At 68.4% G+C, this 21,644-nt stretch carries 22 protein-coding genes; 10 read left to right on the top strand and 12 right to left on the bottom strand.

Annotation, left to right across the window (positions count from 1 at the left end; all coding sequences use genetic code 11):
• The first annotated feature begins 11 nt into the window (after window positions 1–11).
• The 3 genes from RTY13_RS16775 to RTY13_RS16785 all read left to right on the top strand — a co-directional run bounded on the left by RTY13_RS16775 (window position 12) and on the right by RTY13_RS16785 (window position 3,740).
• Window positions 12–938, top strand: coding sequence for an alpha/beta hydrolase (locus RTY13_RS16775; RefSeq protein WP_312785207.1), 927 nt, complete (start codon window positions 12–14; stop codon window positions 936–938).
• Window positions 935–1,555, top strand: coding sequence for a methyltransferase domain-containing protein (locus RTY13_RS16780; protein WP_312785208.1), 621 nt, complete (start codon window positions 935–937; stop codon window positions 1,553–1,555). The genes RTY13_RS16775 and RTY13_RS16780 overlap by 4 nt, the downstream gene beginning before the upstream one ends.
• Before the next feature lie 85 nt (window positions 1,556–1,640).
• The gene (locus RTY13_RS16785; protein WP_312785209.1) at window positions 1,641–3,740 is read left to right on the top strand and encodes a PBP1A family penicillin-binding protein; all 2,100 of its coding nucleotides are present in this window, start codon (window positions 1,641–1,643) and stop codon (window positions 3,738–3,740) included.
• 5 nt (window positions 3,741–3,745) lie between these two features.
• Here RTY13_RS16785 and RTY13_RS16790 read toward each other — a convergent pair whose 3' ends face one another.
• The 3 genes from RTY13_RS16790 to RTY13_RS16800 form a co-directional block, all read right to left on the bottom strand.
• Complete coding sequence (locus tag RTY13_RS16790) at window positions 3,746–4,459, bottom strand: SprT family zinc-dependent metalloprotease (protein ID WP_312785211.1); 714 nt, start codon at window positions 4,457–4,459, stop codon at window positions 3,746–3,748.
• Window positions 4,425–5,705, bottom strand: a complete 1,281-nt coding sequence (locus RTY13_RS16795; RefSeq protein ID WP_312785213.1) for a polyhydroxyalkanoate depolymerase — start codon at window positions 5,703–5,705, stop codon at window positions 4,425–4,427. Before RTY13_RS16795 ends, RTY13_RS16790 begins: the two co-directional genes overlap by 35 nt.
• Before the next feature lie 97 nt (window positions 5,706–5,802).
• Complete coding sequence (locus RTY13_RS16800) at window positions 5,803–6,423, bottom strand: SCO family protein (protein WP_312785214.1); 621 nt, start codon at window positions 6,421–6,423, stop codon at window positions 5,803–5,805.
• 58 nt (window positions 6,424–6,481) lie between these two features.
• On the opposite strand from RTY13_RS16800, the gene RTY13_RS16805 reads away from it, so the two are divergent.
• Both RTY13_RS16805 and RTY13_RS16810 read left to right on the top strand, forming a co-directional pair.
• Entirely contained in the window at window positions 6,482–7,990 is a 1,509-nt protein-coding gene (locus RTY13_RS16805; RefSeq protein WP_409450326.1) for an ActS/PrrB/RegB family redox-sensitive histidine kinase, read from the top strand.
• 69 nt (window positions 7,991–8,059) lie between these two features.
• Window positions 8,060–8,614, top strand: a complete 555-nt coding sequence (locus tag RTY13_RS16810; protein ID WP_312785215.1) for an ActR/PrrA/RegA family redox response regulator transcription factor — start codon at window positions 8,060–8,062, stop codon at window positions 8,612–8,614.
• 142 nt (window positions 8,615–8,756) lie between these two features.
• Here RTY13_RS16810 and mmcB read toward each other — a convergent pair whose 3' ends face one another.
• Genes mmcB through thpR form a run of 3 tightly spaced genes read right to left on the bottom strand, consistent with a single transcriptional unit; the run spans window position 8,757 to window position 10,332 of the window.
• Complete coding sequence (mmcB, locus tag RTY13_RS16815; RefSeq protein WP_312785216.1) at window positions 8,757–9,203, bottom strand: DNA repair putative endonuclease MmcB; 447 nt, start codon at window positions 9,201–9,203, stop codon at window positions 8,757–8,759.
• Window positions 9,204–9,229: 26 nt separating this feature from the next.
• Window positions 9,230–9,796, bottom strand: coding sequence for a GNAT family N-acetyltransferase (locus RTY13_RS16820; RefSeq protein WP_312785217.1), 567 nt, complete (start codon window positions 9,794–9,796; stop codon window positions 9,230–9,232).
• Window positions 9,793–10,332 carry an RNA 2',3'-cyclic phosphodiesterase gene (thpR, locus tag RTY13_RS16825; protein WP_292034819.1) on the bottom strand — a complete coding sequence of 180 codons (540 nt, stop codon included), beginning with the start codon at window positions 10,330–10,332 and terminating at the stop codon, window positions 9,793–9,795. Before thpR ends, RTY13_RS16820 begins: the two co-directional genes overlap by 4 nt.
• Before the next feature lie 125 nt (window positions 10,333–10,457).
• Between thpR and RTY13_RS16830 the strand changes: the two genes are divergently transcribed.
• Window positions 10,458–11,207 carry a Bax inhibitor-1/YccA family protein gene (locus RTY13_RS16830; protein ID WP_312785219.1) on the top strand — a complete coding sequence of 250 codons (750 nt, stop codon included), beginning with the start codon at window positions 10,458–10,460 and terminating at the stop codon, window positions 11,205–11,207.
• A gap of 73 nt (window positions 11,208–11,280) precedes the next feature.
• On the opposite strand, the gene RTY13_RS16835 is transcribed toward RTY13_RS16830, so the two are convergent.
• Window positions 11,281–11,619 (bottom strand): DUF2794 domain-containing protein, encoded by a 339-nt coding sequence (locus RTY13_RS16835; protein WP_312785221.1) that lies wholly within the window; start codon window positions 11,617–11,619, stop codon window positions 11,281–11,283.
• Between the two features lie 133 nt (window positions 11,620–11,752).
• On the opposite strand from RTY13_RS16835, the gene RTY13_RS16840 reads away from it, so the two are divergent.
• From RTY13_RS16840 to RTY13_RS16850, 3 genes are all read left to right on the top strand, one after another.
• Window positions 11,753–12,550, top strand: coding sequence for an enoyl-ACP reductase (locus tag RTY13_RS16840; protein WP_162790687.1), 798 nt, complete (start codon window positions 11,753–11,755; stop codon window positions 12,548–12,550).
• Window positions 12,551–12,642: 92 nt separating this feature from the next.
• Complete coding sequence (locus tag RTY13_RS16845; RefSeq protein ID WP_312785223.1) at window positions 12,643–13,815, top strand: benzoate/H(+) symporter BenE family transporter; 1,173 nt, start codon at window positions 12,643–12,645, stop codon at window positions 13,813–13,815.
• A gap of 89 nt (window positions 13,816–13,904) precedes the next feature.
• Window positions 13,905–14,078, top strand: coding sequence for a DUF1508 domain-containing protein (locus RTY13_RS16850; RefSeq protein WP_114817138.1), 174 nt, complete (start codon window positions 13,905–13,907; stop codon window positions 14,076–14,078).
• Window positions 14,079–14,118: 40 nt separating this feature from the next.
• On the opposite strand, the gene RTY13_RS16855 is transcribed toward RTY13_RS16850, so the two are convergent.
• From RTY13_RS16855 to ffh, 4 genes are all read right to left on the bottom strand, one after another.
• On the bottom strand, window positions 14,119–14,823 hold the full coding sequence (locus RTY13_RS16855; RefSeq protein ID WP_312785225.1) for a glutathione binding-like protein: 705 nt from the start codon (window positions 14,821–14,823) through the stop codon (window positions 14,119–14,121).
• Between the two features lie 81 nt (window positions 14,824–14,904).
• The gene (rimM, locus tag RTY13_RS16860; protein ID WP_409450328.1) at window positions 14,905–15,438 is read right to left on the bottom strand and encodes a ribosome maturation factor RimM; all 534 of its coding nucleotides are present in this window, start codon (window positions 15,436–15,438) and stop codon (window positions 14,905–14,907) included.
• 105 nt (window positions 15,439–15,543) lie between these two features.
• Window positions 15,544–16,074 (bottom strand): 30S ribosomal protein S16, encoded by a 531-nt coding sequence (rpsP, locus tag RTY13_RS16865; protein ID WP_312785229.1) that lies wholly within the window; start codon window positions 16,072–16,074, stop codon window positions 15,544–15,546.
• A 27-nt stretch (window positions 16,075–16,101) separates the two neighbouring features.
• Window positions 16,102–17,649: a signal recognition particle protein gene (gene ffh, locus RTY13_RS16870; RefSeq protein ID WP_312785231.1), complete on the bottom strand. Its 1,548-nt coding sequence runs from the start codon at window positions 17,647–17,649 to the stop codon at window positions 16,102–16,104.
• 307 nt (window positions 17,650–17,956) lie between these two features.
• Here ffh and ppc point away from each other — a divergent pair, with 307 nt between their 5' ends.
• The gene (ppc, locus tag RTY13_RS16875) at window positions 17,957–20,653 is read left to right on the top strand and encodes a phosphoenolpyruvate carboxylase (protein ID WP_312785232.1); all 2,697 of its coding nucleotides are present in this window, start codon (window positions 17,957–17,959) and stop codon (window positions 20,651–20,653) included.
• On the opposite strand, the gene corA is transcribed toward ppc, so the two are convergent.
• The gene (corA, locus tag RTY13_RS16880) at window positions 20,654–21,619 is read right to left on the bottom strand and encodes a magnesium/cobalt transporter CorA (protein WP_312785233.1); all 966 of its coding nucleotides are present in this window, start codon (window positions 21,617–21,619) and stop codon (window positions 20,654–20,656) included.
• Window positions 21,620–21,644 lie beyond the last annotated feature (25 nt).

Here is a 21,644-nt window from a genome sequence, read left to right on the forward strand (position 1 = left end):
GGAGCCACGCCATGAACCACCGCATCGCCATCGCCGCCGCACTTCTGGTCCTGGCCTCGCCCCTGGCCGCACAGGCCCAGGACGGTCACACCAACCACGCTGCCAGTCACGGGCACAGTCACGCCGCCTTCGCCTCCGACCGCATCCATGTGGCCGTCGAAGGCCAGGGCCCGGACGTCATCTTCATTCCCGGCCTCAGTTCCTCGCCCGCCGTCTGGCAGGGGACGGTCGATCATCTGAACGGCGCCTATCGCATCCACCGCATCCATGTTCAGGGCTTCGCCGGCGCCCCCGCCGAGGGTAATGCGACCGGCCCCGTGGCCGCCCCGGTGGCCGAGGAGATCGCCCGCTACATCCGCGAACAGGGCCTGCAAAAGCCCGCCGTCGTCGGCCACTCGATGGGCGGGACCATGGGCATGATGTTGGCCGCGCGCCATCCCGATCTGGTCGGCAAGCTGATGGTCATCGACATGATCCCCTTCATGGGTGCCATGTTCGGCCCTCCCGGAACGACGGCCGAGAGCGTCGTCCCTGTCGCCGATCAGGTCTATGCGGGCCAATCCTCCGCTCCTCGCGATCAGTATCTCACCCAGGCCAGGGCCGCCGTCACCGGCATGATCAGGACCGAAGCCGCCCGCCCTGGCCCCCTGGCCGATGTCGAAAGCAGTGACCAGCAGGTCTCGGCCGCCGCCTTCCGCGAACTGATCGTCACCGACCTGCGCCCGGAGCTGGGCAAGATCACCGCCCCAACCGAGGTCCTCTACGTCAAGTTCAACGACCCGCGCATGACCGACGCCATCACCGACGCCATCTATCAGATGTCGTTCGCCAACCTGCCGGGGGCGAAGCTGAAGCGCATCGACGACAGCGCCCACTTCATCATGCTGGATCAGCCGACGGCCTTCTACGGCGACCTGGACGCCTTCCTGGCCAAGTGACCCATCCGGCCGCGGATCGGATCATCAGCCTCTATCAGGACAAGGCCGCCGACTGGATCCGCGACCGGGGCGCCGCCCTGCGTCGGCACGAGGGAGACTGGGACGAGGTCGTCTGGCTGGACCGCTTCACGGCAGGATGGCCGCCGGGCGCCCGTGTGCTGGACGTCGGCTGCGGCTCGGGCTGGCCCATGGGCGCCGCCCTGCTGGAATGCGGCTTCAAGGTCGTCGGCCTGGACGCCTCGCCCGGGCTGATCGCCCATGCCTGTCAAACCCTGCCCCACGGCGATTGGCGTCTAGGCGACATGCGCCTGAGCCTGCCGGACAGCGCCTTCCACGGCGTTCTGGCCTGGCACAGCCTGTTCCACCTGACGCCTGAGGCGCAGACGCACGTCCTCCCCGTCCTGGCCGCCCGCGTGGCCGAAGGCGGGCGGCTGATGTTCACCGCCGGTCCGACCCACGGTGAGGCGATCGGCGAATGGCGCGGCGAGCCCCTCTATCACGGTAGCCTGGCCCCCGAGGCCTACCACCGCCTGCTGACCGAGGCTGGGCTGACGGTCGAGAAGGGCGGCGATCAGGGCGTCTGGATGGCCCGACGCGCCATTCTTTCGGCGAAATAGGTCCTCACGCTCCTGTGATCACAAGCGGGGCGTTTTCTGCGGCGATGTGACCGGCTAGGGTTATGTCGCTGCAAGAGGGACTTTCATGGCGCGTAGAGACGGCGGACCAGACCGCAACGACCACGGCGGAGCGTCCAGCGGGGCGCCGAGCGGCAAGAAGCCGCGTCGGTCCTTCCTCGGCAACCTCCTCTACTGGGGCGCGGTTCTGGCCGTCTGGGGCCTGATCTTCGCGGTCGTCTTCTTCGCCATCTTCGCGCGCGACCTGCCCGACACCTCGACCCTCTATGACGTCGATCGCCAGCCCTCGATCACCTATCTGGACCGTTCCGGCGCCCTGATCGCGGTGCGCGGCACCCAGATGGCGCCCCCGGTCGATCTGGACGCCCTGCCCGACTACGTCCCCGCCGCCTTCATCGCCATCGAGGACCGTCGCTTCTACCATCACCCCGGCTTCGACCCCATCGGCATGAGCCGGGCCATGGCGCTGAACCTCAAGGCCGGGCGCGTGGTCCAGGGCGGTTCGACCATCACCCAGCAGTTGGCCAAGAACCTGTTCCTGACGCCCGATCAGAACATGAAGCGCAAGGTCCAGGAGCTGATGCTGGCCGTCTGGCTGGAGATGAAGTTCACCAAGAAAGAGATCCTCGCCCTCTATCTGAACCGCGTCTATTTCGGCGCCGGCGCCTATGGCATCGAGGCGGCCTCGCAGCGCTATTTCGACAAGAGCGCCGACAAGCTGACGGTCGGCGAATCCGCCCTGCTGGCCGGCCTGCTGAAGGCCCCCTCGCGCTATTCGCCCGTGTCCGAGAGCGAGCGCGCCGCCACCCGCGCCAATGTCGTCCTGAACGAAATGGTCGACGTCGGCGCCATCACCCCGGCCCAGCGCGACGCCGCCGTGGCCCAGCCCGTCCGCGTCTCGCGCACCCTGGCCAGCCAGCATGCCCAGTACTTCATCGACTGGCTGGACAAGCAGATCCGCGGCCTGGTCGGCGAACCGACCGAGGACATGGTGGTCGAGACCACCCTCGACCTGACCCTGCAGACCGACGCCGAACGCGCCGTGCGCCGCATCCTGGACCGCGACAAGGGCCGGGGCGTCGAACAGGCGGCCCTGGTCGCCCTGGACGGCGAAGGCCGGGTCCGCGCCATGATCGGCGGCGGCTCCTACGCCGACAGCCAGTTCAACCGCGCCACGGACGCCCGTCGTCAGGCCGGCTCGGCGTGGAAGCCCTTCGTCTATCTGGCGGCGGTCGAGGCCGGCTACACCCCGACCACCCCGGTCGTGGACCAACCCGTGACCATCGGCGGCTGGTCGCCCAAGAACTACTCGGGCAATTTCTCGGGCCAGATGACCCTGGCCCAGGCCGTGGCCCAGTCGACCAACACCGTCGCCGCCTATGTCGCCGATCAGGTCGGTCGCGACGCCGTGGCCCGGGCCGCCCGCCGCCTGGGGATCACCAGCGAGATCGGACTGCAGCCGTCCATGGCCCTAGGCGCCGTCGAGGTCAGCCCGCTGGAGATGGCACAGGCCTATGACGCCTTCGCCAACGGCGGCAAGCGGGTCGAGGCCTATGGCATCAGCCGCATCCGCACCCCCTCGGGCCGCGTCATCTACACCCACGGGACGGGTGAAAACGGCCAGACCATCAACAACCCGTCGCTCTACTACATGAACCAGATGCTGCGCGGCGTGATCACCTCAGGCAGCGGCCGTTCGGCGGCCATCGGCGGGCGTGACATCGCCGGCAAGACCGGCACCACCTCGGACTACAAGGACGCCTGGTTCGTCGGCTACACTGGCGGCTTCGTCGCCGCCGTCTGGGTCGGCAAGGACGACAACAAGGCCATGCGCGGCGTGACCGGCGGCTCGTCGCCCGCCGCCATCTGGCGCGGTTTCATGGAGGCGGCCCTGCCCAAGCTGGCGGTCCAACCCATCCCCAACGGCCCGCCCCTGCCCGAAGGCTGGGTCGCGCCCGACCCCGTCGGCGACATGATGGGCCAGGTCGAGGACCCCTACGATCAGCCGGTCGAAGGCGAACCCGGCCCGGCCATCGTCGACGGCCAGCCCGTCCCGACGCCCGCGCCCCTGCCCAACAACCAGCCGGTCGTCCGCCCCACCTCGCCGCAGCCGTCGCCCAAGGACGCGCCGCGCGCCGAGAAGAAGGCCGACGCCGACTTCTTCTAGGGATCTCAGCGCCCCACGGCGTGCAGGGCCGCGCCGTAGTCGCGCAGCCACTGGCGGAAGGGACGATGGTCCCCGACCAGGCGATGCACCACCGCCCAATAGGCCGGGCTGTGGTCGGCGTGAACCAGATGGGCGACCTCGTGCGCGGCCAGGTAGTCGGCCACCTCGGCCGGAGCCATGATCACCCGCCATGAATAGCGGATCGAGCGGTTGTGCGGGCTGCATGAGCCCCAGCGCGAGCGGGTGTCGACGATCGACACCCTGACCGGCTTCTGGCCCAGCGTTTTCAGATGAAGCTCGGTGCGCTCGACCAGAAACTCGCGCGCCGCGCGCTTGAACCAGTTCTCGACCCGGCGGGAGAAGGCCTCGCCTTCGCCGCCCGAGCGTATCACCGGCCCGTCCGCCGTCTCCACCAGACGCGCCGCCCCGGCCCCGCCGACGGCTTCCAGCCGCACGCTGCGGCCCAGCCAGGACACTACGCCGCCGGGTTCCAGCGGCGTCCCCGCGACCCGCGTGGAAAGCCGGTCCGCGATCCATCCGGACTTGGTGCGGGCGAAGGCCTCCACCTCGCCCAGCCGCCGCTCGGACGGGGCCACGGCCACGGCTTCGCCGGCGCGGGCGTCGATACGGATCGACAGCCTTCGCGCGCGCGGGTTCACCGACAGGCGAAGGGCGCCGCCGCCTTCAAGCGGCAGCCGCTGGCCGTTCCGGTACTGCACTCAAGGACTCGTTCTGTGCGATGAAGTCGCGCACCCGCGGATAGATCTCCTCGCGGAAACGACGGCCGTTGAAGACACCGTAGTGGCCGACCTTGGGCTGGACATAGAGCAGGCGACGGTCGTCCGGGATCCTGGGCGTCAGGCCGTGCGCCGCCTGGGTCTGCCCCACGCCGGAGATATCGTCCATCTCGCCCTCCACCGTGGCCAGGCCGATGTCGGTGATCGCCGTCAGATCGACCGCCTTTCCGCGATGCTCCAGCAGGCCGCGTGGCAGCAGATGCTGCTGGAAGACGATGTCGATGGTCTGCAGATAGAATTCCTCGGTCAGATCCAGCACCGACAGGTATTCGTCGTAGAACTGCTCGTGCTTTTCGACCCCGTCGCCGTCGCCATCGACCAGGCTTTCGAAATAGCGGCGGTGTGCGTCGATGTGCCTGTCCTCGTTCATCGACATGAAACTGTAGAGCTGAACGAAGCCCGGATAGACGCGGCGCCCGAACCCCGGATAGGGCCAGGGCACGGTATGGATCATGTTCGACCTGAACCAGGTGAAGGGCTTTTCCTCGGCCAGCTGGTTGGTCACCGTCGGCGACAGGCGGGCGTCGATAGGCGAGCCCATGAAGGTCATGGAGGCCGGCCGGTTGGGGTCCTTCTCGGTCGCCATGACGGCACAGGCCGCCAGCACCGGCGGTCCCGGCTGGCAGACGCCGACGACGTGGGCGCGCGGGCCGATGGCCGTCAGCATGGCCCGGACGTGGTCGATGTAGTCGTTGAAGTCGAAGCGGCCTTCCAGCACCGGCACCTGGCGGGCGTTCTCCCAGTCGCTGACATAGACGTCGTGGTCCTGAAGGAAGCCCTCGACCGTGCCGCGCAGCAGGGTGGCGTAGTGGCCCGACAGCGGCGCGACGATCAGGACGGCGGGGGCGTCGGACGGCTTGCCCGCCTTCTTCAGATCACCCGCGTCGCGTGCGAACCGCACCAGCCGACACCAGGGCGAGGACCAGACGATCTGCTCGGTCGTGCGCACCGCGTGGCCGTCGATGTCGAGGGTCTCGAGGCCCCAGGCGGGCTTGCCGTAACGGCGCGTCAGGCTCTCGAACACCTCGGCCGAGGCATAGGCCGTGCGGCCGATGGCCGTGTCCGAGGCCGGATTGAACGGCGACGTCCAGAACTGGCGGGCCATCTGGGCCCCGATCCGGAACGGCGTCGCCGAATGATAGGCGAGCTCGTGAAAAGCGTAGAGCATGAAACCCCGACTGCGGCCCCCGCCGATGCGGCAGTGCAGCATATATTAGGTTTCAGCGCAAAACAGACCAAGGTCGCCCCTGATCAGGGAAAGGTGATCAGCCGCGCTCCATGGCGTTCTCGATCAGCTTGACGGTGCGGTCCGGCCCCAGATCGTGGGCCACGGCGCTGCGGAACTGGCCGTCCGGCCCCATCAGATAGACGGTCAGGCTGTGGTTCATCGTATAGCCCTCGCCCTCGCCGACCTTCTGGTAGAAGGCGCGGTATTCTTTCGCGACCTGGGCCGTCTGTTCCGGCGTGCCGGTCAGGCCGATGACGCCGGTGGGGAAGCCGTCCGACGACAGATAGTCCTTCAGCAGTTGCGGCGTGTCGCGCTCGGGGTCGATGCTGATGAAGACGATCTGCAGGTCCTTGGCCTTGTCGCCCATCCGTTCCTGCACGGCGTTCAGCACGCCGAGCGTCGTCGGACAATAGTCGGGGCAGTAGGTGAAGCCGAAGAAGACCAGGGTCCACTTGTCCTTCAGGATCGTCTGATCGACCACCTGTCCGTCCTGGTTGGTCAGGGTGAAGGGCCCGCCCACCATCGGTTGCCCCGTGCCGCTCTCGGCGACCTGGGCGGACTGTTCGCGTCCCTTGACCACGACCATGGTGATCAGGCCGAGCGCCAGGGCGATGACCGCACAGGCGGCGGCGAACAGAATGACGGGGCGACGCGGCATCGGCTTCTCCTGCGACGGCGAGGATGCAGCCGTCAGCTTGGCGGTCTATAGAAGAGGCGTGAGCAGCACAGAAGCCCCCTCCCTGTCGCAGGCTGTGAAGGCCGCCGGCCATCCCGGCGTCATGGAGGCCCTGCGCGAGCGGCCCCGGCGCGGACGCGGCCTGTCCCTGCGGACCCTGATCGTGCTGCGCTGGCTGGCCGTCTTCGGCCAGACCTGCGCCATCCTGACCGCCTATTTCGCCCTGCACTTCCCCCTGCCCCTGTGGGAGTGCCTGGCGGCCATCGGCGCCGGGGTGGTGATGAACCTGGCCACCATGGCCCGCGCGCGCCGCATCGACGGCAGCCTGCCCAACGGGCCGCAGACGGCGGCGCAGCTGGGCTTCGACATCCTGCAGCTGGCCACCCTGCTGGCCCTGACCGGCGGGCTGGACAACCCCTTCTGCCTGTTGCTGGTCGCGCCGGTGACGATCGCGGCGGCCTCCCTGCCCTCGCGTCAGGCCCTGGTGCTGGGGGTCATGGCCCTGATCGCCCTGGCCGTCCTCTTCTCTTGGTCCCTGCCCCTGCCGTGGCGCCTGCACGAGCATCTGGTCCTGCCGCCCCTCTACCGCTTCGGCATGGGCCTGGCACTGGCCACCGGGGTCCTCTTCACCTCGGGCTACGCCTGGAAGGTGGCCGCCGACGCCGAGAAGCTGGAACTGGCCCTGGCCACCACCCAGGACGTGCTGCAGCGCGAGCAAAGGCTGGCGGCGCTCGGCGGTCTGGCCGCCGCCGCCGCCCATGAACTGGGCACGCCGCTGGCCACCATCCAGGTGGTGGCCAAGGAGCTGCTGCGCGCCTCGCCGCCCGACAGCCCCGTGGCCGAGGACGCCGCCCTGATGCTGCAGCAGGCCGAGCGCTGCCGCGACATCCTGAAACAGCTGTCGGCCCAGCCCCAGGACGGCGACCCCCTCTACGCCGACGTCGACCTGAAGGCCCTGCTGGAAGAGGTGGTCGAGCCGCACCGGGGCTTTGATCTGGACTTCCAGACGGCGGTGAAGGCCCCGCCCGGCCAGCCCCTGCCCCGCGTCCACCGCCTGCCCGAGGTCGTCCACGGCCTGTCGACCCTGATCGAGAACGCCGCCGACTTCGCCCATAGCCGGGTGCGCGTCACCGCCGTCGTCGATGCGGGCTGGATCGAGATCGACATTCTCGACGACGGCCCCGGCTTCGCCTCCGAGATCCTGCCGCGCCTGGGCGAGCCCTATGTGACCAGCCGCCCCCAGACCAAGGCGCGCCGGGCGCTCGCAGCGCAGATCGCCGCCGCCGCCTCGCCCGGCGGCTCGCGCGCCAGGGGCCGCAAAACGCCACCTCCAGTGACCGCCCCCATCGCCCCCAGCCAGGGCGGCATGGGCCTGGGCTTCTTCATCGCCCGCACCCTGCTGGAACGCAGCGGCGGCAAGGTCTCGGTCGGCTCCGGCGACGGCGAGAAAGGCCAGCCCAAGGGCGCCCGCGTCACCGTCCGCTGGCCGCGACAGGCCCTGGAGGTCGCCGAACCCGCCCTAGGGCCGCGCGCCGCCGGTGGAACCTGATGTCGCAGTCAGGAGCTAAAACCTTGACCATGCGGCGCAGACGCACGACCTGAGCCTCAGGAGAACCGAATGTCCGAACTCGAAGCCCGCATCGCCACCCTGGCCGACAAGACCCTGCTGTTGCTCGACGACGACGCAGCCCTGCGCACCCGTATGGGCCGGGCGCTGGAAGCGCGCGGCTTCGACGTCGCCCTGGCTGGGTCGGTGGCCGAGGCCAGCGACGCCCTGCGCGTCTCGGTTCCCGCCTTCGCCGTGCTGGACATGCGGCTGGAGGACGGCAATGGCCTGAAGGTGGTCGAGGCCATCCGCGAACGCCGCGAGGACGCCCGCATCGTCATGCTGACCGGCTACGGCGCCATCGCCACGGCGGTCGCGGCGGTCAAGGCCGGCGCCGTCGACTACATGCAGAAACCCGCCGACGCCGACGACGTGGTCAAGGCTCTGCTCTCGGTCGGCGAAGCCCCCGAGCCGCCGGAGAACCCCATGAGCGCCGACCGGGTGCGCTGGGAGCATATCCAGCGCGTCTATGAGCTGTGCGACCACAACGTCTCGGAAACCGCCCGTCGTCTGGGCATGCACCGCCGCACCCTGCAACGCATCCTGGCCAAGCGCGCGCCGAGGTAGCCCTCTTTCCTCCCCACGGGTGGGGAGGGGGACCACGAAGTGGTGGAGGGGCGACGCGAACGGTTGACGTGGGGCCGCCCCCTCCGTCTCGTCGGCTACGCCGCCGATCCACCTCCCCATCGCTGCGCGACAGTGAGGAAAATCAATCCTGCATCGTCCTGAGCGCGCCCAGCCGCGCAAAGGCCAGGGTCAGCGCCTTCCTGCGCGCCGGAACCAGAGGCGTGGCGGGCGCGTCCCGCACCACCGCCCCGCCGAAGCCGTCGGCGACGATCAGACCCGGCTCGTCCGACAGGATGTCCTGCGGGAACTCGGGCGCCACCGCAAAGTAGAAGGCGTCGCAGTATGGCCCGTATTCCTGCCATTTGCGGTCGACGCGGTAGTCGTCCACGCCCGACTTCACCTCGCATATGACCAGGTCGCCCTTGGGGCCCAGGGCCATGACGTCGGCGCGCCGTCCATTGGGCAGGCAGACTTCCAAAAGCGGCGCATAGCCCAGGTCGCGCATCAGCCGCGCCGCCCCGCGCGTGACCGACAGGGTGGTCTCGGGACGGCTGAAGACCAGTTCGAGATGCAGCGAAGCGGCGGCCATGCCACCTTTATGTTCCGCCTATGTTCCTATCGCAAGCGCGACCGGTTCGTCCGCCATTCCTGGTGCGTCTGGCCCCACAGATTGACCACATGATCCTGGAACGGCGGCGGGATGCGGCCCGGCCCGCGATTGCTCGAGCCCAATCGCAGCGCCACCTTCTCCGAGCCCAGGTTGTCGGGGTCAATGCAGTGGATCACGTCATCCCAGCCCAGGACGTCGAAGGCGTAGTCCATGGTCGCGGCGGCGGCCTCGACCGCATAGCCCTTGCCCGTGGCGTCGCGGTGCAGGCTCCAGCCCACCTCGCGACCCGGCCAGTCATAGGGATGCAGCGGACCGATGCGGCCCATCCACTGACCCGTCGCCTTCTCGATCAGCGAGAACATCCCCTCGCCCTGCAGGGCCCACATGCCGGCGACCGAGGCGATGGCGCGCCAGACCTCGTGCTTGGACTGCACCCCGCCGATGAAGCGCGTCGTCTCCGGGTCGCTCATGAAGTCGGCCCAGCGCGGAAAATCCTCTAGCGTCGGCGGGCGCAGGAACAGCCGCTCGGTCTCCAGCGTCGGGCCAAGTGGGGAAGTCGGACGCTCGATCACAGCAGATACTCCCGCTCCAGGCTGTAGACGCTGCCGTCGCCGGTCAGGACGCTGGAATAGAGGCCGAAGCGGTCCACCCGGATCGGCGGCGAATGCAGCAGGTTGTGTCCGGCGATCCAGGCCCCGATGCGATCGGGGTTCGCCTGCGGCTTCAGATAGGCCAGGGTCACATGGGGGCGATATTCGCGTTTCTCGGGCGGCACGCCCGCCCGCTCGCCCGCCGAACGGCAGCGCCCGGCCAGGACGTTCAGCGGCTCCGACCGTTCCAGCCCGGCCCACAGGGTGTGGGTGCGATGGGCGTCGCCAAAGGCCCCGACGCCGTTCAGCGTGATCTCGAAGGCCCCGCCGCCCTCGGCCCGGCTCAGTTCCGAGGCCAGATCATCCGCCGTCCGCTCGGACGCCTCGCCGTAGAAGGCCAAGGTGACGTGCAGGGCGTCCAGCGGCCGCCAACGCGCGCCGGGCAAGCCGGATTGACGGCGCTGAAGCGTCTCGGCGACGTCTTCCGGGATCGAGATGGCGGTGAACAGACGCAGCATGCGACCCTTGGTAGCGGGCGGAACGCCCCTCCGGAAGACGGGTTTTCCTTGCAAGGCGGATCGTCCGTCCCGATATTTCCGCTCAAGGTCGGCATTTGCCGTCCACTTAGGAGACTACTTTCGCGATGAGCGACTTCAACAACGGTTATGCGCGCCCGCTTCCGCAGTCGGCGGACATGTCCGTCGACGCCGGTCTGCGCGCCTTCATGCTCGGCGTTTACAACAAGCTGGCCCTCGGCCTCGTGGTCGCCGGCGCCCTCGCCTATGTCACCGGCAATGTGCCGGCGGTGCAGCAACTGCTGTTCGCCCGCACCGACGACGGCCGCATCGGCCTGACCCTGCTGGGCATGATCATCCAGTTCTCGCCGCTGGTCATGCTGTTCGGCTCCATGTTCTTCATGAAGAACCCGACGGCCAAGGGCGTGAACACCCTTTACTGGGCCGTGGTCGCCACCATCGGCGCCGGTCTGGGCATCCTGTTCCTGCGCTACACCGGCGGTTCGCTGGCCTCGACCTTCTTCGTCACGGCGGCGGCCTTCGCCGGTCTCAGCCTGGTCGGCTACACGACCAAGAAGGATCTGACCGCCATGGGCAGCTTCCTGATCATGGGCGTGATCGGCCTGGTCATCGCCTCGCTGGTCAACATGTTCATGCAGTCGGGCACGCTCTACCTGATCATCTCGGGCCTCGGCGTCCTGATCTTCTCGGGCCTGATCGCCTATGACACCCAGCGCCTGAAGATGACCTACTACGCGCTCGGCGGTAATCAGGAAGCCATGGGCGTGGCCACGGGCTTCGGCGCCCTCAGCCTGTTCATCAACTTCGTGAACCTGTTCCAATTCCTGCTGGCCTTCATGGGCGGCAGCCGGGAGTAACGGCCTCAAGCAGCGCGCAAGCGCGATAGGCCACCAAGAATGAAGGCCCCGACAGCGATGTCGGGGCCTTTTTCTATTCCACCACCGTGAATCTGCGGCTGTCGAACACCCGCAGCACCTGGGCCAGGTCGCGACCGCGCTTCAGCACATGGCCGCCCTCGCCGATCACGGCCCACTGGCCCTGTTTCAGGCGCAGGGCCGGGCGTTTCTCGATGCGGTAGAGGGGGGCGTCGCCCGAGCGGCGGAAGACGGCGAACTCCGCCACCTCCTTGTGGCCGATCATGGCGTAGTCCCGCCATTCCCCGGCCGCGACCATCCGGCCATAGACCCGCAACACCAGTCCCATTTCCTGTCGGTCGAAGAAGACCGGACCGGGTTGCGCGGCGTCGGAACTGTGCGGATCAAGGCTCATCGTCTTTCAACTTAGGAGCCTCAGCGCCGAACGCCAGCGGCGCCGCGACTTGTCACCCGCTCGCCACGCGTCCAAAAGGCGGTTCAAGTTCAGATACGGAGACGAACCCATGGCGACGAGCGAAGGCTGGGATATGCCCACCGGCGACCTGATGAAGGGCAAGAAGGGCCTGATCATGGGGGTGGCCAACTCCAGTTCCATCGCCTGGGGCATCGCCTCGCAGCTGGCCGCCCAGGGCGCCGAGCTGGCCTTCACCTACCTCGGCGAGGGTCTTGAGCGTCGCGTCCGCCCCCTGGCCGAAAGCGTCGGCGCCAAGCTGCTGATCCAGGCCGACGTCACCGACGACGCCTCGATGGACAAGGCCTTCGAGGAGCTGGAGAAAGAATTCGGCACGATCGACTTCGTCGTCCACTCGGTGGCCTTCGCCAACAAGGACGAGCTGAAGGGCTCCTTCGTCGACAACACCACGCGCGACAGCTTCCTGCTGGCCATGAACATCTCGGCCTTCAGCTTCGTCGACGTGGCCAAGCGTTCGGCCAAGCTGATGCCCAACGGCGGCTCGATGATCACCCTGACCTACCTCGGTTCGGAACGCGTCATCCCCAACTACAACACCATGGGCGTGGCCAAGGCCGCTCTGGAAGCCGCGACCCGCTACATCGCCCGCGACCTGGGCCCCAAGAACATCCGCGTCAACGCCATCTCGGCGGGCGCGATGCGCACCCTGTCGCTGGCCGGCATCTCGGGCGGGCGCGGCCTGCACTCCAAGTCGGCGCAGTTCTCGCTGATCAAGGAAGAGACCTCGATGGAAGGCGTCGCCGGCGCCGCCCTGTGGCTGTGTTCGGACCTGGGCCGTTCGACCACGGGCGAAGTCGTCCACGTCGACGCCGGCTTCCACGCCGTCGGCCTGCCGGACGACATGGAGGGCTGAACCCGACCGGGTTTTGGATATGAGAAGGGCCGTCGGGAAACCGGCGGCCCTTTTTGCTTTCAGGGCGCCGTCGCCCGGCCTAGCCTGACCATATGAGTTCGTCGCGCCTGCCTCCCCCCGCCAGCTTCTCCGCCGCCGCCGTGGCGACCGTCATCGGGTTTGGCGGCACGGTGGCCCTGATCGTTCAGGCGGGCCAGACACTGGGCGCATCACCCGCCCAGATCATCTCCATGGTCACGGCGCTCTGCCTCGGCATCGGTCTGCCCGGGGCGGTCCTCAGCTGGCGGCTGAAGATGCCGGTCGTCCTGGCCTGGTCGACGCCGGGCGCAGCCCTGCTGGCGGCCTCGACGCTCGGCCTCGGTTGGTCGACCGCTGTCGGGGCCTTCGTCCTTGCCGGGCTGTTGATGGTGATGACCGGACTGGTCCCGGCCCTGGGACGACTGGCCGAGCGCATTCCGGCGGCCATCGCCTCGGCCATGCTGGCGGGGGTGCTGCTGCCCTTCTGTCTGAAGCTGTTTCTGGTCTTCCCGACCGACATGGCGCTGGCGGCGGGTCTGCTGGCCGTCTTCCTGATCATGCGCCGCGTCGCCGCCGCCTGGGCCCTGCCCGTCGTTCTGGTCGCGGCCTTTGCGGTTCTGGCCCTGCGCGGTCAGGTCGGCCTGCCCGTCGGAACCGGCCTGTTCGGCGAACTGTCGCCGGTCATGCCCGCCTTCGACTGGAAGGCGGCGATTAGCCTGGCCCTGCCCCTCTATCTGGTGACATTGGCGTCGCAGAACCTGCCTGGTCTTGTAGTGCTGCGGGCCGCCGGCTACGCCCCGCCTGCCGGCAAGCTCATCTTCTGGGGCGGGCTGACCAGCACGCTTCTGGCTCCCTTCGGCGCCCACGGGGTCAATCTGGCCGCCATCACCGCCGCCATCTGCACCGGCCCCGAGGCTCATCCCGATCAGGACCTGCGCTGGACCGTCGGCGTCCTCTACGGCCTGATCTATCTGGTTGTGGCCCTGTTCGCCGCGCCTCTGGCGGGCCTATTCATCGCCATGCCGATTGGAGCGCTGGCGGTCATCACCGGCCTGGCCCTGATCGCCCCGCTGACGGGGTCGCTGACCGGCATGATGGGGGTGGCCGAGGACCGCGAGGCGGCGGTGCTGACCTTCGCCGCCACGGCGTCCGGCGTCGCCCTGTTCGGGGTCGGCTCGGCCTTCTGGGGGCTGGCGGTCGGCTTCATCGCCCTGGCGGCGCGACGCTGGATCCGCGCCAGAGCCTGACCCGGTTTTACATTTCTCGCCCTTTCGTCCCCAGCGGGACTGTGACAGCCTGACACCTGGCCGACTGGCGGCCACAGAACGAGGCGATCATGGCGCACAAGTTTGAAGTCTATCAGGACAAGGCCGGCGAGTTCCGCGTCCGGTTCAAATATAACTCCGAGATCATCTTCTCGACCGAGGGCTATTCCGACAAGTCGGGCGCCAAGCGCGCCATCGAGTCGATCAAGAAACACGTCGGCGACGCCCCGACCGAAGAGGTCTGAGCGTTACGGGGGCGCGGCGTTCGCGCCCCCGCTACCTCTCTTAAGGCCGCGCCGGGATGTTCAGACCCCGCTGCACCGCCGGCCGCGCCAGACCCCGTTCCAGCCAGGCGGCCACGCGCGGGAAGTCGGAAAACCCGACCAGATCGCCCGCCTCATAGAAGCCGATCAGGTTGCGCACCCAGCCCAGGCTGGCGATGTCGGCGATGGTGTAGTCCTCGCCCACGATCCAGTCCCGGCCCTCCAGTCGCCCCTCCAGCACCCCCAGCAGACGCCGCGACTCGGCGACGTAGCGGTCGCGCGGACGCTTGTCCTCGTACTCGCGCCCGGCGAACTTGTGGAAGAAGCCGACCTGTCCGAACATCGGCCCGATCGAGGCCATCTGGAAGAAGACCCACTGCAGGGTCTCGTAGCGCGCCGCCGGATCGGCGGGCAGGAAGCGCCCCGCCTTCTCGGCCAGATAGACCAGGATGGCGCCGGACTCGAACAGGGGCAGCGGCTTCCCGCCCGGACCGTTGGGATCGATGATGGCCGGGATCTTGCCGTTGGGGTTCAGCGACAGATAGTCGGGCGTCCAGGTCTCGTTCTTGCCGATGTCCACCAGATGCGGCTCATAGGCCAGACCCAGCTCCTCAAGCAGGATGGAGACCTTCACCCCATTGGGCGTGGGCAGGGAGTAGAGCTGAAGCCGGTCGGGATGCTGAGCCGGATACTGGCGGGTGATCGGAAAGGCGGACAGGTCGGCCATGGGGCGCTCCGGGAGGGTTGAACCTTCCATGTCGGAAGCCCGACCGCCCAGCGCAATAGCCACCGCGTCGGTGGCGGTCGATCAGGCCTCGTCGCGCTCGTCCACCTCGGTCGGGCGCACGATGCGCAGCCAGCCCTCGGCGATGCGAAGATCCGGCGCGGCCTCGCGGGTGAAGGGCAGATACCAGGTCGGCCCGCCCTCCTTGGGCGCGATCTCCAGCATGTCCGAGGCGCCGAAATTCTGCACCGACTTGACCGTGCCGACCACGGCGTCGTCCAGGTCGCGGGCTTGCAGACCCACCAAATCGGTCAGGTAGAACTCGTCCTCGTCCGGCTCGGGCAGGCGGTCGCGCGGCACGAACAGCTTCTGGCCGCGCATGGCGTCGGCCTGCTCCTTGGTGGCGATCTCCTTGACCCTGGCCACCACGCCCGCCTTGTCCGGGCGCGCCGAGAGCAGGGTCAGGGCCGGGGTTCCGTCCGCTTTCAGCAGGGGCTGATAGGCCATCAGGGCCATGGGGTCGGCGGTGAAGGCGGTGATGCGCACCTCGCCCTTCACACCGAAGGCGCCGCCGATCTGGCCGACGAGGATCATCTTGTTTTCGTCGCTCATCGACAGGCTCCGTTTCGCAGTTTCATGCGCCAGATAGCAGAAAAGCAGCGCCCGGGATCGGACGCTGCTTTCCATTTCCGCATCCCGGTCGGAACCGGGAAGCCGAAGGGTTTAGCCCTCGGCGTTTTCTTCGGTGGCCGGAGCTTCTTCAGCAGCGGCTTCGACCGGGGCTTCTTCAGCAGCCGGAGCGTTCTTGGCGGCTTCAGCAGCAGCGGCGGCTTCTTCCTTGGCGCGAGCGGCGGCTTCGGCAGCCTCGACCTTGGCGGCGGCTTCAGCTTCCAGACGGTCGGCTTCGCGCTGGGCGCGCTCGGCGGCGCGTTCCTGGGCCTTCTTGCCCGGCGTGCCCTTGTTCGGGTTGTTCGACTGGGTCCACTTGACCTTGCCGACCAGGACTTCGTCTTGCGACTGGCTGATGAAGCGGGCGACGCGGTCGGTGGGCTGGGCGCCCTTGCCGAGCCACTCGGCGATGCGGTCGGCCTTCAGGACGACGCGCGGTTGGGCGCTGTCCTTGGGCAGCATCGGGTTGTAGCTGCCGACGCGCTCGATGAACTTGCCGTCGCGCGGGGCGTGCGAGTCAGCCACGACGATGTAGTAGTAGGGGCGCTTCTTGGCGCCGCCGCGGGCCAGACGAATCTTCAGCATTTTCAGTCTCTTTCTAGAAAATCGAAATCAGTTCTTTTTCGGGAAGCCCGGCAGGCCCGGAAGGCCCCCCGGAAGTTGTCCGCCGCCCAGTCCGGCGAGCCGGTCCTGAATGGCTTTCATTTCGTCGGCGCTGGGTTCGGCCATCTTGCCGCCGCCCAGGGCCTTGAGGCGGGCCATGTCAGGGCCGCCGCCCATGCCGGGAAGGCCGGGCATTCCGCCGCCGCCGCCGAGACCGCCCATCATGGCGGCCATCTTCTGCAGGTTCTTGCCGCCGCCCTTGGACAGGGACTTGACCATGTCGGCCATCTGCCGGTGCTGTTTCAGCAGGCGGTTGATGTCCTGAACCTCGACGCCGGCGCCGGCGGCGACGCGCTTCTTGCGGCTGGCGTTCAGCAGGTCGGGCTTCTTGCGCTCGGCCTTGGTCATGGAGCTGATGATGGCTTCCTGACGGGCGATCATCTTGTCGTTGACGTTGCTGTCGGCCATCTGGGCCTTCAACTTGGCCACGCCGGGCAGCATGCCCATGATGCCCTGAAGCCCGCCCATCTTCTTCATCTGGCCCAGTTGGCCGGCCAGATCGTCCAGATCGAACTGGCCCTTGGCCAGCTTGCGGGCCATCTTCTCAGCCTTGGCCTGATCCAGCTCGGTCGCGGCCTTTTCAACCAGGGCGACGATGTCGCCCTGACCCAGGATGCGGCCGGCGACGCGGCGGGCGTCGAAGACGTCGAGGGCGTCGACCTTTTCGCCCGCGCCCAGATACTTGATCGGCAGGCCGGTGACGGCGCGCATCGACAGCATGGCGCCGCCGCGGCCGTCGCCGTCGGCGCGGGTCAGCACCAGGCCGGTCAGCGGCAGGCGCTCATGGAAGGCGGCGGCGGTGCGGACCGCGTCCTGACCCGTCAGGCTGTCGGCGACCAGCAGGGTCTCGACCGGCTTGGCGATCGAGGCGACCTCGGCCACCTCGTTCATCAGGGCTTCGTCCAGCGTGATGCGGCCGGCGGTGTCGAGGATCAGGACGTCGAAGCCCTGAAGCTTGGCCGATTGCAGGGCGCGGCGGGTGATCTGGACCGCGCTCTCGCCCGCCACGATGGGCAGGGTCGCGACCTCGATCTGCTGACCCAGGGTCGCCAGCTGCTCCATGGCCGCCGGACGACGCGTATCGAGGGATGCAAGCATGACCTTCTTGCGGTCGAACTTGGTCAGGCGCAGCGCCAGCTTGGCCGAGGTCGTGGTCTTGCCCGAGCCCTGCAGGCCGGCCATCAGCACGACGGCGGGCGGGGCGGCGTTGGTGTTCAGCGGAACCGGCTCTTCGCCGCCCAGCATCTCAACCAGACCGTCATAGACGATCTTGACCACCTGATCGGCCGGCTTGACCGAACGGATGACCTCTTCGCCGGTCGCCTGTTCCTTGGCGCGGCTGATGAAGTCCTTGACCACCGGCAGGGCGACGTCGGCCTCGAGCAGGGCGACGCGGACTTCGCGCAGCGCTTCCTCGACATCCTTTTCGGACAGGGCGCCGCGGCCGGTGATCCGGTCGAAGACGCCTGTCAGCCGCTCGTTCAGAGCCTCGAACATTCAAAACCTTTCATGCGCGAACCCTGACCTCCATAGAGAAACGGCCTCTGGCGACGATCACGTCGGCAGAGGGTCCTCGCCATCCTCGTCCCGATCAAGCGGGGGTCGTGATGGAGGAGGCGCAGGTTCAATTGCGCCGGAAGCGGCGGCTTATGCCTCATCGGCAAGCCAGAGTCGATAGTTTGTTGCAGGCCTGCTCAACGTCGCCTCAACCACACAAAGGGTTTCAGCGTTGCCCATGGGACTAGCCCCCTCGGATTCCATTGATACGGTTCGGCTCCCAGCCTCCCCGCTGAAGGACGATGCAATGATTCAGGCCGCCGACGACCGACTGCGCGACGAGGTTCGCCTGCTGGGCGCCCTGCTCGGCGATGTGATCCGCGATGAAGGCGGTCAGGAGCTCTACGACCGGATCGAGGCGGTGCGTCAGGCCTCGGTGGCCTACCACCGCGATCCGGCTTCGCACGACGCCGCCGAGCTGGAAGGCCTGCTGAAGGACCTGTCGCTGGATCAGGCCATCGGCCTGACTCACGGCTTCGCCGCCTTCTCGCTGCTGGCCAATGTCGCCGAGGACCGGGCGGGTAAGCGCCGCGCGCGCGATCAGGCCGAGGCCGGCGAACGCGCCGACACGCCCGAGGGGGCCTTGAAGCGGCTGGACGCGGCCGGCGTGGACCGGGCAGCGGTGCGCGACCTGCTGTCCCAGGCCCTGATCTCGCCGGTACTGACCGCTCACCCGTCCGAGGTGCGCCGCAAGAGCGTCATCGATCGCATCGCCGCCGTCGGCGCCCTGCTGGACGGCTGCGACCGCGACGGGATCGCCTGTTCGCCCACGGCTCTGAAGGCGGCCCTGCGCCGTCAGATCGTCATCCTGTGGGCCACACGCCTGACCCGCGCCTCGGGACTGGTGGTGCAGGACGAGATCAACACGGTCACCGACTGGCTGCAGCGCATCTTCCTGCACGTCGCGCCCGCGCAACTGGCCGAGTGGCGCGCCCTGCTGGACGCGCCCGACCTGCCGCCCTTCCTGCGCATCGGCACCTGGGTCGGCGGCGACCGCGACGGCAATCCCAATGTCGACGGCGCGGTTCTGGCCGCCGCCTTCCGCACCCAGTCGCGCGCCGTGCTACGCTTCTATCTGGACGAGACGAACGCGCTCGGCGAGGAACTCAGCCTCTCGGCCGACCTGACCGCCGTGACGCCCGAACTGGCGACCCTGGCCCAGACCTCCGGCGACGCCTCCATCCAGCGCGCCGACGAGCCCTATCGCCGCGCCCTCAGCCAGATCTACGCCCGTCTGTCGGCGACCCATCTGGCCCTGACCGGCGGCCCAGCCCCCCTGCCCGCCCAGTTCGAGGCCCCGGCCTATCAAGGTCCCGACGCCTTCCGCGCCGACCTGGCCGTGCTGCACGACAGCTTGATCCGCACCCACGGCGCCGTCTTCGCCGACGACCGGCTGGCGCGGCTGATCACGGCGGCGGACGTCTTCGGCTTCCACATGGCGACGCTCGACCTGCGCCAGAACTCCGACGTGCACGAACGGGTCGTGGCCGACCTGCTGAAGGTCGCGGGCGTCTGTCCCGACTATCTCGCCCTGGACGAAGAGGCGCGCCTGACCCTGCTGGCGCGCGAACTGGAAAGCCCGCGCCCGCTATTCTCGCCCTATGCCGACTACGCGCCCGAAACCCTGAAGGAGCGCGCCATCCTGCAGGCGGCGGCGCAGGCCCTGTCCGCCTTCGGCCCCCAGGCCATCCGCACCCACATCGTCTCCAAGACCGACGCCGCCTCGGACATGCTGGAGGTCTATCTGCTGCTGAAGGAGGTCGGTCTCTACGACCCGGTCGACCCCGCCGCCTGCCCCATCCAGGCCGCCCCCCTGTTCGAGACCATCGACGACCTGCGCGCCTCGCAGCCGACCCTGGAGCGGGTGCTGGCCGAGCCCTCGGCCCGCGCCGTGGCGACCGCCCGCGGGGTGCAGGAGGTGATGATCGGCTACTCGGACTCGAACAAGGACGGCTCCTACCTGACCTCGGGCTGGGAGCTGCACGAGGCCTCGCGCGCCCTGCTGGAGGTGACCCGCGCGGCGGGCGTCCGCCTGCAGCTGTTCCACGGTCGCGGCGGCGCCGTCGGGCGCGGCGGCGGATCAAGCTTTTCAGCGGTTCTGGGCCAGCCGGCGGGGACGGTCGCGGGCCGCATCCGCGTGACTGAACAGGGCGAGGTCATCGCCAACAAGTACGGCGAGCCGGAGGTGGCGCAGCGCAACCTCGACGCCCTGACCTGCGGGACCCTGCTGGCCTCGCTGGGACCGCAGACGGACGGCGGCTACAGCCTTGAGCACGGCGCTACGGCGGCGCGCCTGTCGGCGGCCTCGATGAAGGCCTATCGCGCCCTGGTCTATGAGACGCCCGGCTTCGTCGACTATTTCCGCGCCGCCACCCCCATCGCCGAGATCGCAGACCTGAAGATCGGTTCGCGCCCGGCCAGCCGCTCGACCTCGACCGCCATCGAGGACCTGCGCGCCATTCCCTGGGTGTTCAGCTGGTCGCAGTCGCGGGTCATGCTGCCCGGCTGGTACGGCTTCGGCTCGGCGGTCCAGGGCGAGGACCCCGCCGAACTGCGCGACATGGCCGCCGCCTGGCCCTTCTTCCGCACCGTGGTGCAGAACATGGAGATGGTCATGGCCAAGGCCGACATGGCCATCGCCCGCCGCTACGCCGGACTGGTCCCCGACCCGGCGCTAGCCGGGCGCATCTATGGCGCCATCTTCGACGAGTGGATCCGCACCAAGGCCGCCGTCCTGTCGATCACCGGCCACGACGACCTGCTGGGCGGCCAGCCCGAGCTGGACCGGCTGATCCGCCAGCGCATGCCCTATGTCGAGCCGCTGAACCACGTCCAGATCGAGCTGATCCGCCGCCGTCGCGCCGGCGACGACGACCCGCGCGTCCGCAACGGCATCCTCCTGGCCATCAATGGCGTGGCGGCGGGCCTGAGGAACAGCGGCTGATCACAGCCACTTGGTCCGCTTGAAGGTGATGTAGAGGCCCAGGCAGATGGCCACGATCAGCCCCATCACCATGGGGTAGCCATAGACCCAGCGCAGCTCCGGCATATGCTCGAAATTCATGCCGTAGATGCCGGCCACCGCCGTCGGCGTGGCCAGAATGGCGGCCCAGGCGGCCAGCTTGCGGGTAATGACGCCCTGGCGCTGCTGCTCCAGCAGGTTGGACACCTCGAACACCGAGGACAGGATGTCGCGCAGCGCCGCCGCGCGGCTGGCCACCCGCCGCACATGGTCGGCCACATCACGGAAATAGGGGCGGACCTCGCGGTCGATGCAGGGCAGGTCCAGCGACTGCAGCTTGTTGGCCACCTCCTCCATCGGGCCCAGCACGCGGCTGAACTTCAGCAGTTCGCGGCGCAGCTGGAACAACCGCTTGATGTCCGCGCGCGACAAAAAGCTGTCCAGGGCCCGCTGCTCCATCTCCAGCACGCTGTCCTCGATGTCGTCGACGATGGGGACATAGGCGTCGACGATGAAGTCCAGCACCCCGTGCAGGATGAAATCGGCGCCGTGTTTCAGCTGCAAGGGCGAGGCCTCCAGCTGGGCGCGCAGCTGGGTGTGGGCGCGAGCCGAGCCGTGGCGGATGGTGATGACGTAGCGCGGCCCGACGAAGACGTGGGTTTCGCCGTACCAGATGGCGTCGTCGGCCTTTTGCGCCGTGCGGGCGACGATGAACAGCTCAGAGCCATAGACCTCGATCTTGGGCATCTGATGCGCGCTCAGCGCGTCCTCGACCGCCAGCGGATGCAGGCGAAAGCGTTTCACCAGCCCCTCGAACTCCTCGTCCGTGGGTTCATAGAGGCCGATCCAGAGGTATTCCCCCGGCTTGAGACGCAGCCCCGCGTCGGTCAGCGGCGCCTCGCGCACGCGCTTGCCGTCCTTGTAGACATAGGAGGCGACGACGCTCATGGGCGCTCCTTCAACTGAACGGCCA

It is taken from the genome of Brevundimonas sp. (genome assembly GCF_032055285.1).
Lineage (GTDB): Bacteria > Pseudomonadota > Alphaproteobacteria > Caulobacterales > Caulobacteraceae > Brevundimonas.